We start from the raw sequence: 8,989 nt of genomic DNA, 5'->3' as shown, positions 1-8,989 counted from the left end.
CCCTCGTTCCGGAGGTGGTTGATGGCTTCGGTATGCACCGGCTGATCGGTTGCTCGACATCTCACTCCTCCTCAACTGTCTGGCTGATGTCGAGTGTGTACGCTTGAAGAACGTCGCGACCGAGGAGAACCGGGTAGGTCATCTCCGTCCGATCGGTGATACTAGCTGTCACCGTTCGCCACCGACCATTCGGACAGAGGTCAACATCCACAAGTGGCCGGGTTTCCGTGTCGCTTCCCGTTCCGGACCGGACGTCCGTGGTGCCAACGAGTGGTCCAGCCCCGATTCGACCGGCGAGATCGGTATCGATACTCGTCCGCTTCGCCCCCGTATCGGACTTCGCGATCGTCTCCTCGGCCCCACTTCGACCGTTGATCCGAATGCGCGATGTATACCCGAGGACGCCTTCATCGTCTCCTCCTTCGACGAGCGGCGGTTTACAATCAGGGACGGAGTCATCCAGGGTCGATTCGAGTTCCGTGACTCGTGACTCGTCGACGCTGCCGCCAGCCCGGCTGATCGCCAGCTGAGCAATATACGGTGCTGCCGACACGCCTGTCGCGGAAAACAGTCCCTTGAACCCCGCCGTGGCGTTGACTTCTAGGATGAACCACTCGCCGTCGATCGGCATCAGATCGACGCCTGCGAGGTCTAACCCGAGTACGCGAGTCGCTTCCCGTGCGAGCTGACGTGGGCGCTCCTCGAGTTCGTCTGTGATTCCTTCGACATCACCACCGAGGGCAACGTTCGTCCGCCAGTCTCCTTCGGGCGCGTAGCGGCGCATCGCACCGACGACTTCGTCGCCGACGACGTACACGCGAATGTCGGATGGTCGCTCGTTCGGGTGATCGAGAAACTCCTGTACGAACGAGCGCTCGTCGTTAATCATCGGGCTGACAGGGTCGTCCGGCGAGACGATAGACATCTGCTGGCCGTTCGTCCCGATCGTATGCTTGTGCGCTGCCTCCTCGGAGAGATAGTCTGGCCAGTCCTCGAACGTTCGCGGAGACCGACCGAAGTAGGCGTCTGGAACTGGAAGTCCGGCTGTCGCTAGTTTCGCCCCTGCCCGATACTTGTGAAGTGTATTCGCGACGGCCTCGGGCGCATTCACTACAGGTGTTGTCTCCCCATAGAGCGCGGCGAGCTGGAGATCCTCGAGCTGATGGTCGCTCTTGGTGAGGAGGAGACGGTTGACGAGGACGTCGACATTCGGTGATAGCTGGACGCGTCCATCTTCGATCCAGGAGGCGATGTTCTCGTCACGAATCCACACCGGCTCGTGACCCAGCATCCGAACAGCGTTCAGGATCGCTTTGGTTTCCTTGCTGTTGTGGGCACTCAGGACACCGATTCGACACGTTCCGTCCACGGCCGTGGCACAGTCGCCACTCACAGACCGTCCCGAATCAGTCACCTCCTCGGGCTGGACAGAGTTGGAAGAGGCAGTCATAGGCTTTGCTCACTCATCATTGAGGGTATCCCCTATTCGTGGTTCTGCGACCGTGTAACACAGTTACAACCTCTCTCTCGATTTAACCTGATACGGTTCATCATCCGGGGACTGATGGCCGATCAAGAAACTGAACCGTTCACCTTCGACGGCGGGCGTGTCGATCCGGGCGAAACCGAGGAATTCCGATATCCAGTGAGCGAAACGTACCTAGGTGATCCAGTCCGCATTCCCGTCACGATCATCAACGGACCACGGCCGGGCCCCACGGTATTTTTATCGGCGGCGATTCACGGCGACGAACTCAACGGCATCGAAGTCGTGCGGGAAGTCGCGCAGGAATGGGACCACACGGACGTCTGTGGGACAATCGTCTGTCTACCTGTTTTGAACGTGCAGGGATTTACTGCCCAGGAGCGCTATCTGCCGATCTACGAACGGGATTTGAATCGAGCCTTTCCCGGAAAACAAAACAGTACGAGTTCGAACCGGATCGCCTACCAGATTTACAATAACTTCATCGAGCCCTGTGATTTCGGTCTGGACTTTCACACCTCGACGCGTGGGCGGACGAATATGTTCCACGTCCGCGCCGACATGGACGACGAGGGGGCTGCGCGCCTCGCTCGCGCTTTCGGAACAAATCTCATCATGGCCGGTGAAGGCTCTTCGGGGATGCTGCGTCGGGAGGCGACCGACGACGGCATCCCGACGATTACACTCGAGATGGGGGAAGCACATCGCTTCGAGCGGGAGTTGATCGACCACGCCCTCCAAGGCGTCCGGAGCGTGTTCGCTGAATATGGGATTTATCAACAGGAAACGGTTCGGTGGCCGGGATGGCGAACGGTTATTGAGGGGTGGAGTGAAAAGACGTGGCTCCGGGCCGATGCCGGCGGGATCGTCGAGATGAACTACAAAAGAGGGGAGTTAGTCCATGAAGGCGAGACGATCTGTCGGATTACGAATCCGTTCAAATCCGATGAAACGACCGTTGAGGCCCCATTCACCGGACTGCTCGTGGGGATCCTGGAAAACCCGGTCGTCTATCCAGGGAACCCACTCTGTCACTTCATCAAGCTCGAAGAAATGCAGGAACGAATCATCGAGAATCAACGTGGAGTTCCACACAAGTGATTTGACTCTGTGTATCTCATCGAGTCCAGATCCGTGAGTACAGAATGAGCTTCGCGTGGTGGAGCCGGTTTCATCGAACTCCTACGAGGGTAACCTTCTGCTCACTGGGATTCTTATCCGGTGGCCGGCCATACTGATACGCAATGGTTGAAAATAGCGGTCAAATCACGGTGTATACGGATTACGTGTGTCCCTTTTGTTACCTTGGTCGTCAGTCATTGGAGGAGTGTCAGGAAACGCGCGACCGCGATCTCGAGATTGACTGGCAACCGTTCGATCTTCGGAGTCAGAAACGCGGCCCCGACGGCGAGATCGACCACTCTGTCGACGACGGCAAAGACGAAGCGTATTTCGACCAGGTACGACAGAACGTCGCCCGATTGAAAGAGGAGTACGATGCGGACGAGATGCTCGATCTCGACGATCTTCCGGAGAACGTGGATTCGTTCGAGGCACAGGTCGCCTCGTTCTACGTGAACGAAAAGTATCCCGAGCAGTGGCTCGCCTTCGACGAAGCGATCTTCGAGGCCCTGTGGATCGAGGGACAGGACATCGGCGATGTCGATGTCTTAGCCGCTATTGCGGACGAATGCGGACTGGACGGTGGCGAGATTCGAACTGCAGTCGCGGACGAGCAACTCCGCGACCGGCTCCGAGATCAATTTGCTGAAGCACAACAGAACGGTGTGACGGGCGTGCCGACGTTCGTCTACGATGGATATGGTGCCAGGGGTGCAGTGCCGCCGGAACAGTTAGAGCGACTCGTCGAGGGCACGTGAGTTCGCCATTCTCGAGTGTGTTCCCTTTTTGCACGCCCCCCGTTTGTTTACTGCTGAACTCCTCCTACCGGAACCAATGTCTGTGAGTGTCACAACCTTCGAGTTAGAAAACGCCGGAGCGGGGGCGTCACCGTTCCGGCTCGAGGATACGATCTCGAATCCCGATATCAATACGGTTGTTCTGTTGCTCCAGCGAGACTACCACTGCCGAAAATGCCGACAACAGGTACAGGACGTTGCAACGCGCTACGACGAGTTCGAAGCCGAAAACGCTCTCGTGGTATCCGTCCTCCCGGAACCTGTCGAACAAGCCCGCAACTGGCAGGAGTCGTACGACCTGCCGTTTCCACTCCTTGCGGATCCGGCGAAGCAATTGGGTGACGATCTCGATCAACCGTCTCGGTTCGGTGTGTTGGGGAATCTTCACGACATGATCGGACGGATGCCCGAGGCCCTCGTCGTCGATGTCCGGGAAAACGACCCATCCATATCATATGTCCACAGGGGAACGTCTCCAGCGGACCGACCGTCGATCGACGAGCTACTGGCGGAGGTTCGGCAGGTCGCGTAGACTGCTGCCAGCACAGTGTTTACCCACACGTCACCCCAATTCAAACTGAGTTACAATGAGTGAATCTACACCCACCACCGACCCATCGATTACGTTGTATCGGCTCCAGGCCTGCCCGTTCTGCGAGCGCGTTGTCCGCAAGCTCCACGAGTACGACCTCGACTATCGTTCGCGATTCGTCGAAGCGATGCACTCCGAACGTGACGTCGTCAAGCGCATCAGCGGCAAGCGCACAGTGCCGGCGATCGTCGACGAAAACACCGGCGTGACGATGTCCGAGAGCGCGAACATCGTCGAGTATCTCGACAACACCTACGGAGCGGAGGCATAACCGATGGAGCTCGATTTTGATGTCGTCGACCTCGATGAGTCGAACCACCCTGACGCAGGAGCCCAAGCTCCGGATTTCGTCCGTCCACTGGTGAACGACGAGTACTGGGAGGATGTTGCCCTGTCGGAACTCACTGCGGACGGGCCGGTTCTCCTCGTGTTCTACACGATGGATGGGGACTTTCCAGCGACGTACATCTGGAACGAGTTACGAGACCGTGCGTGGGACGATGATTTCGACGTCACGATTGTCGGCCTCTCGATCTCGTCGCCCTACGAGCACAAGACCTTCATCGACGAACGCGAGATGCCATACCGACTGTTCAGCGACCCACAGAACGGCGTCGCCGAAGAGTACGGAATCGTCAACGATCTCGACGGGATGGCAGGAATCAGCGAGCCACGGCCCGCTGTCTTCCTGATCGACGAGGAACGGACGATTCAGTACACCTGGGTGGCCCAAGAATGGCCGGAGTTCCCCGAGTACGACGAAATTGAGGACGAACTCACAGGCCGCTAAGCGGTTCATACCTCGATAAATGAACCGGAGAACGGATTCCTGGCTCAGAGTTCGATTTCTCGAAGCGTGTCCGACTGCCCGCAGTAGGGGCACTGAAAATCCTCAACCGTGACGTCGTCGGGCATATCGTAGGTGTAGTGAAGTTCGGCCATATCCAGTTCACAATCCTCGTTTTCGCACGCAATTTCGAGCGTTGCAGGCATGCCAATCTCTACTCGTCGGTGTCGGATAAACCGGTGGGTCGGGGTAGATGTCCTACGTTACTTGATGTGTAGACTGCAGGACCGAAACAGGACGGTTCGAGTAGGACTGCGTCTCTCAGCATACCCGCCGTGGTCTTACGTCGAGGCGACCAGTCGCTGGTGTTCTGGTTTCATACACCGGTCTTGGACGACACGTATCCCAGCTTCTTCTGCCCGGGAAACCGCGTCGTCGTCGTGAATACCGAGCTGCAGCCAGATGACCTCGACATCGTCACGGGCGAGCACTTCGTCGACAATACCAGCAACCTCGGGACTCGGTCGAAACACATCCACGATATCGACGTCTTCCGCGACATCGGAGAGTGAATCGTAGGCAGGTTGTCCGATGACCTCATCCGTAGTGGGATTGACCGGAATGATCTTGTACCCCTGTGCCTGGAGATATTTCGGGATCTCGTGGGCGTCCTTCCCCGGCGTTGACGAGCATCCGACGACAGCGACTGTCTTATATTCCAGTATTCTTCGGACATCTGCGTCGGTTTCAACGGGCATACGACTCGTACGGCATCGCCGGCGAAAAGGTCATCGTCGGTCCAGAAATGGACTGATCCTCTCAGGGAAGTGTTACACCCGCTACCGAATCTTCCTCCACGCTTATCCCTCTGTGATTGTTAGTATCGGTATGGCAGACGTACTAATTGTCGGCGGCGGCCCTGCCGGCCTCAGTGCCGCACTATTCACTGCAAAAAATGGCCTCGAAACCACTGTCTTCGATACCGACAAGACGTGGATGCACAAAGCCCATCTGTTCAATTACCCTGGAATTGGGTCGATAGACGGCACGAATTATATCGAGACCCTTCGCGACCAGGTCGACGATTTCGGCGTCGACCGGCACCAAGGAACGGAGGTCACTGCCGTTGAATCGACTGACGGCGGCTTTGCTGTCACGACTGACGACGGCGAGTATGAGTCCTCGTACGTCGTGCTCGCGACAGGTGCGAATCGGGATATCGCTGAAGGTCTCGACTGTGCACACACCGACGAGGGAATTGTCGATGTAGATGTGACGATGGAGACGTCCGTCGAAAACGCCTACGCGACGGGGGCGATGGTTCGAGCTGAGGAGTGGCAGGCCGTCATTTCAGCTGGAGATGGCGCCGCTGCCGCACTTAATATACTCACCAAAGAGAAAGGAGAACACTTCCACGACTTCGATGTGCCGGGGGATGCCGAGGAACTCTTCGGCTCTCTTGTCGACTCCTCGTAGGTTACCCCATCGCCTCCTGGAACCGCTCACGGAGTGCATCCTCGCGCTCCTTGAACTGATCGACTTTCTCCTGCAGGTCGTCGCTGACACGTTCGATGCTCGCGAGCGCCCGCTCGCCGGCGAGCGACGCCTGTGCCCCCTCGTTGCCGTCCGCCTCCAGCTGCTCTTCGTAGGCCCGTTCGACGCGCTCGATGGTGCCCTCTGGATTGAACAGAATATCGTTGGCCGTCCGGACGTAGCCATCGAGGGATGCACCCTCCTTCCCCTGGAAGAAGTGGGTGAGTGCGTACGTCGCGCCGGAATGCAGCGTCCACATATCGATCTCGACGGGTGAGGCCGCGTTGGCCTCGGCATCGCTCGCAGCGCGCTCGGCCAGGTAATCCGGGAAGCCGAGCAGGCTGTAGAACTCCGTGACGGTGAACGGGAGCTCCGAGAAGTCGAGGTTGATGTCCTGGGCGTCACGGATGAACTCGAAGAGGTCGTCGGCGACGAGTTCGACCTGGGCGAGGATCTCCTCCCACCAGGTCCGGAAGTCTCGAACGTCCCCGACGTGCTTGATGACCTCCTTGTCGGTGAGCGAGCGCATCGAATTCGAGCAGTACCCGTCCTGAGCGAAACCCTCCACGTAGACGGCGTGCTCACCGAAGAAGTCGTAGCCGGAGGTCACACCCATCGTGATCGGGTCCGACCGCCCCGGCAGCCGGACTTCGAGACCGTCGAACATGATGTCCATATGGACCTCGCCGCCGCCCCGGTAGCGCCGGATCTCGCCGAACATCACGTTCCCGAGCGGCGTTCCGTCGATGGTCTCCTCGCGAAGGACCTCCTCCAAGGGCCTGTACACGTCCACCGGATTGATGATCGCGTAACTGTCCGTCGGAACGTGAAATAGTGGGTCTGCGTCGGGCTCGTCGTCTGTCGCGTCGTCGCGCGCTCTCGTCGGCTCGACTAAGGCGTTGAAGCGCTCCGTTTCGACCCACTCGTCGGAGTAGGGATTCCGGTATGCGACTGTCGTCTCGACGGCCTGCGGGAGGTCACGCATCGCCTCGGCGAAGGACTTCGGTTCGTCGACCGGTTTCTTCCGGCGGTACCAGTCGGGTAGTTCTGTATCGGTTCGTCCGTCGACGCCAGCGAACACGGTTCTGGATTCTGGGTCTTTCATTGCAGTCACCTCGAAATCGAATTCGTCACTCGCGACGGCGCTCTCATCACGCGCCCTGCGCCCCTCTCACGGGCGCAAAAACAACTTCTTAACCAACATTCTACCCAGAAATCCAGTACTGTTGGTTAATCATCTGGACGGTCCCGACACCTGGCTTCGGCTCTTGAATTCACTCGTCAGCGTGGCGTCGACGGCGCACCTGTTCAGGATTCGGCACCCACGGATGTGCGTCCCAGCAGTGCAGGGCGTGCTGTCGTGCCGTGTCGAACAGCGCCTCACACGACCCACACTCGTAGGCCGTCTCGGGCCAGCGTTCCGTGACGAACATCGCCGTCACCGTCGACCTAACTGGATCTGGTGCGGCCGACCGCTGAACATAATCGTAGCCGATCACAGTCCGTCGACGAAGTGCCGACTGCGCCAGCCGTTCGGGCCGGTCTGCTGGGAGATACACCCAGCGGACGAACGCCTCTTCTGAGTCCTTCGCCGAGGGTTGAAGGATGAACCACCGGTCATGATCGTCGCGGAAGAGATACCGCTCAGTGCCCCGGTTCTGGAGATAGAGCGGATCCTCGCGACCGGGAGTCACCCGCAGACCGATGGACGGGGAGATCGGGGTGAGGAGTCGCTCTTCCAGTGTGAGCGAGCTGGACTCTCCTGATGATGTCTCGCCCTTGAAGTCGTCAAGCGTCGCTTCGCCAGTCATGATTCGCTGGGATTCGTCTCATCTGTGTCTTTCCCAGCTGTTCGCTCTTGCCGGTCGTTGTATCGCTCGAGTTCTCGGCCGATGCACTCCAGCGCCGTGACGGCGCGTTCGATGAGCTGGTACGTGGCCCGCGAGAGTCGGATGTTCTCCATCAGATGTCCTCCTCTGGCTCGACGAGGTCGTTACTCTCAGCGACGAGTGCCTGAACGGCTGAAGCAGGATCGTTCTCGACCGGAAGTGTTCGATGGTCAAGCGGGGCGGGATACGCCCGGTCCCCCTGCGCACAGAGGATGATCAACCACTCTTCGCTCCCTTCAGCGAGGACGACGTAGTGGTCGATATCCCGACGCTGGATGACTGTCCGATCTGTCCGGGCCACCGCACTCCAATTCGCCGGCAGTGACGATGGCGGCGTCCCACCATCTGGCGTGAGTGCTCGGCACTCTTCGAATTCGGCGAGTGCCGCCTCGATATCCTCCCCGGTGAGGTGCCAGCAGTCGGCCGGGCCATCGCACGCGAGTTGACTCACCACCTCGTTGCGGAACTGGATGTAATGCTGGTGGGCGACGCTCTCGTCGTCGTAGTAGTCGAGCAGGATCGCACAGGCGAGTTGCGCCGGGCCGCTCCCCGTGTAGCCCCAGTCGAATCCCCCTGGGCTGTGTCGCACGAGTTTGAGGCTCCGATCCGGGGTGAGGCGCTCGTGGTCGGTGAGCTTCAGCACAACCGGCGTCCCGTCGACGCGCATGCCGACGTACTCGACGTCGGCTGGTGTTGGCTGACTGCGTTCGCTCTCGTTCTGTGCTGGCGCTCGTGGATTGGTGGTCGAATCTGTTTCCATCGGTTGAACGCGGGCGTTCGGAT

The 8,989-nt window shown here is 58.9% G+C and carries 13 protein-coding genes; 6 read left to right on the top strand and 7 right to left on the bottom strand.

Annotated features, from left to right (window positions below):
- Positions 1–61: 61 nt before the first annotated feature.
- On the bottom strand, positions 62–1,291 hold the full coding sequence (locus tag ATB1_RS00620; protein ID WP_241767976.1) for a RimK/LysX family protein: 1,230 nt from the start codon (positions 1,289–1,291) through the stop codon (positions 62–64).
- Between the two features lie 273 nt (positions 1,292–1,564).
- Between ATB1_RS00620 and ATB1_RS00615 the strand changes: the two genes are divergently transcribed.
- From ATB1_RS00615 to ATB1_RS00595, 5 genes are all read left to right on the top strand, one after another.
- Positions 1,565–2,587 (top strand): succinylglutamate desuccinylase/aspartoacylase family protein, encoded by a 1,023-nt coding sequence (locus ATB1_RS00615; RefSeq protein WP_042661797.1) that lies wholly within the window; start codon positions 1,565–1,567, stop codon positions 2,585–2,587.
- 143 nt (positions 2,588–2,730) lie between these two features.
- Complete coding sequence (locus tag ATB1_RS00610) at positions 2,731–3,366, top strand: DsbA family protein (protein ID WP_042661796.1); 636 nt, start codon at positions 2,731–2,733, stop codon at positions 3,364–3,366.
- Between the two features lie 76 nt (positions 3,367–3,442).
- Complete coding sequence (locus ATB1_RS00605) at positions 3,443–3,937, top strand: peroxiredoxin (protein ID WP_042661795.1); 495 nt, start codon at positions 3,443–3,445, stop codon at positions 3,935–3,937.
- A 55-nt stretch (positions 3,938–3,992) separates the two neighbouring features.
- Positions 3,993–4,268: a glutathione S-transferase N-terminal domain-containing protein gene (locus ATB1_RS00600; RefSeq protein WP_042661794.1), complete on the top strand. Its 276-nt coding sequence runs from the start codon at positions 3,993–3,995 to the stop codon at positions 4,266–4,268.
- Positions 4,269–4,271: 3 nt separating this feature from the next.
- Complete coding sequence (locus ATB1_RS00595) at positions 4,272–4,787, top strand: redoxin domain-containing protein (RefSeq protein ID WP_042661793.1); 516 nt, start codon at positions 4,272–4,274, stop codon at positions 4,785–4,787.
- A 44-nt stretch (positions 4,788–4,831) separates the two neighbouring features.
- Here ATB1_RS00595 and ATB1_RS22205 read toward each other — a convergent pair whose 3' ends face one another.
- The gene (locus ATB1_RS22205; protein WP_198526006.1) at positions 4,832–4,990 is read right to left on the bottom strand and encodes a hypothetical protein; all 159 of its coding nucleotides are present in this window, start codon (positions 4,988–4,990) and stop codon (positions 4,832–4,834) included.
- A 135-nt stretch (positions 4,991–5,125) separates the two neighbouring features.
- Positions 5,126–5,542, bottom strand: coding sequence for a CoA-binding protein (locus tag ATB1_RS00590; protein ID WP_042661792.1), 417 nt, complete (start codon positions 5,540–5,542; stop codon positions 5,126–5,128).
- Positions 5,543–5,672: 130 nt separating this feature from the next.
- Between ATB1_RS00590 and ATB1_RS00585 the strand changes: the two genes are divergently transcribed.
- A complete protein-coding gene (locus ATB1_RS00585) occupies positions 5,673–6,260 on the top strand; it encodes an NAD(P)/FAD-dependent oxidoreductase (RefSeq protein ID WP_042661849.1) in 588 nt (195 codons plus the stop codon).
- A gap of 1 nt (position 6,261) precedes the next feature.
- On the opposite strand, the gene ATB1_RS00580 is transcribed toward ATB1_RS00585, so the two are convergent.
- The 4 genes from ATB1_RS00580 to ATB1_RS00570 form a co-directional block, all read right to left on the bottom strand.
- The gene (locus tag ATB1_RS00580) at positions 6,262–7,422 is read right to left on the bottom strand and encodes a hypothetical protein (RefSeq protein ID WP_042661791.1); all 1,161 of its coding nucleotides are present in this window, start codon (positions 7,420–7,422) and stop codon (positions 6,262–6,264) included.
- Between the two features lie 169 nt (positions 7,423–7,591).
- Positions 7,592–8,128, bottom strand: a complete 537-nt coding sequence (locus tag ATB1_RS00575; protein WP_042661790.1) for a hypothetical protein — start codon at positions 8,126–8,128, stop codon at positions 7,592–7,594.
- Positions 8,125–8,280 carry a hypothetical protein gene (locus tag ATB1_RS22200; protein WP_198526005.1) on the bottom strand — a complete coding sequence of 52 codons (156 nt, stop codon included), beginning with the start codon at positions 8,278–8,280 and terminating at the stop codon, positions 8,125–8,127. Before ATB1_RS22200 ends, ATB1_RS00575 begins: the two co-directional genes overlap by 4 nt.
- Positions 8,280–8,966 carry a DUF6166 domain-containing protein gene (locus ATB1_RS00570; protein WP_042661789.1) on the bottom strand — a complete coding sequence of 229 codons (687 nt, stop codon included), beginning with the start codon at positions 8,964–8,966 and terminating at the stop codon, positions 8,280–8,282. Before ATB1_RS00570 ends, ATB1_RS22200 begins: the two co-directional genes overlap by 1 nt.
- Between the last annotated feature and the right edge of the window lie 23 nt (positions 8,967–8,989).

The sequence above is a fragment of the Haloferax sp. ATB1 genome (assembly GCF_000730175.1).
The sequence above is the reverse complement of the archived record's forward strand: the minus strand, read 5'-3'. Positions and strand labels throughout refer to the sequence as shown.

Excerpts from the sequence above, each read along its gene's own strand:
- ATB1_RS00610 (WP_042661796.1), top strand. The coding sequence starts at position 2,731 with ATGGTTGAAAATAGCGGTCAAATCACGGTGTATACGGATTACGTGTGT.
- ATB1_RS00595 (WP_042661793.1), top strand. The coding sequence starts at position 4,272 with ATGGAGCTCGATTTTGATGTCGTCGACCTCGATGAGTCGAACCACCCT.
- ATB1_RS00620 (WP_241767976.1), bottom strand. The coding sequence starts at position 1,291 with ATGCTGGGTCACGAGCCGGTGTGGATTCGTGACGAGAACATCGCCTCC.
- ATB1_RS00575 (WP_042661790.1), bottom strand. The coding sequence starts at position 8,128 with ATGACTGGCGAAGCGACGCTTGACGACTTCAAGGGCGAGACATCATCA.
- ATB1_RS00605 (WP_042661795.1), top strand. The coding sequence starts at position 3,443 with ATGTCTGTGAGTGTCACAACCTTCGAGTTAGAAAACGCCGGAGCGGGG.
- ATB1_RS00585 (WP_042661849.1), top strand. The coding sequence starts at position 5,673 with ATGGCAGACGTACTAATTGTCGGCGGCGGCCCTGCCGGCCTCAGTGCC.
- ATB1_RS22205 (WP_198526006.1), bottom strand. The coding sequence starts at position 4,990 with ATGCCTGCAACGCTCGAAATTGCGTGCGAAAACGAGGATTGTGAACTG.
- ATB1_RS00580 (WP_042661791.1), bottom strand. The coding sequence starts at position 7,422 with ATGAAAGACCCAGAATCCAGAACCGTGTTCGCTGGCGTCGACGGACGA.
- ATB1_RS00600 (WP_042661794.1), top strand. The coding sequence starts at position 3,993 with ATGAGTGAATCTACACCCACCACCGACCCATCGATTACGTTGTATCGG.
- ATB1_RS00570 (WP_042661789.1), bottom strand. The coding sequence starts at position 8,966 with ATGGAAACAGATTCGACCACCAATCCACGAGCGCCAGCACAGAACGAG.
- ATB1_RS00590 (WP_042661792.1), bottom strand. The coding sequence starts at position 5,542 with ATGCCCGTTGAAACCGACGCAGATGTCCGAAGAATACTGGAATATAAG.
- ATB1_RS00615 (WP_042661797.1), top strand. The coding sequence starts at position 1,565 with ATGGCCGATCAAGAAACTGAACCGTTCACCTTCGACGGCGGGCGTGTC.
- ATB1_RS22200 (WP_198526005.1), bottom strand. The coding sequence starts at position 8,280 with ATGGAGAACATCCGACTCTCGCGGGCCACGTACCAGCTCATCGAACGC.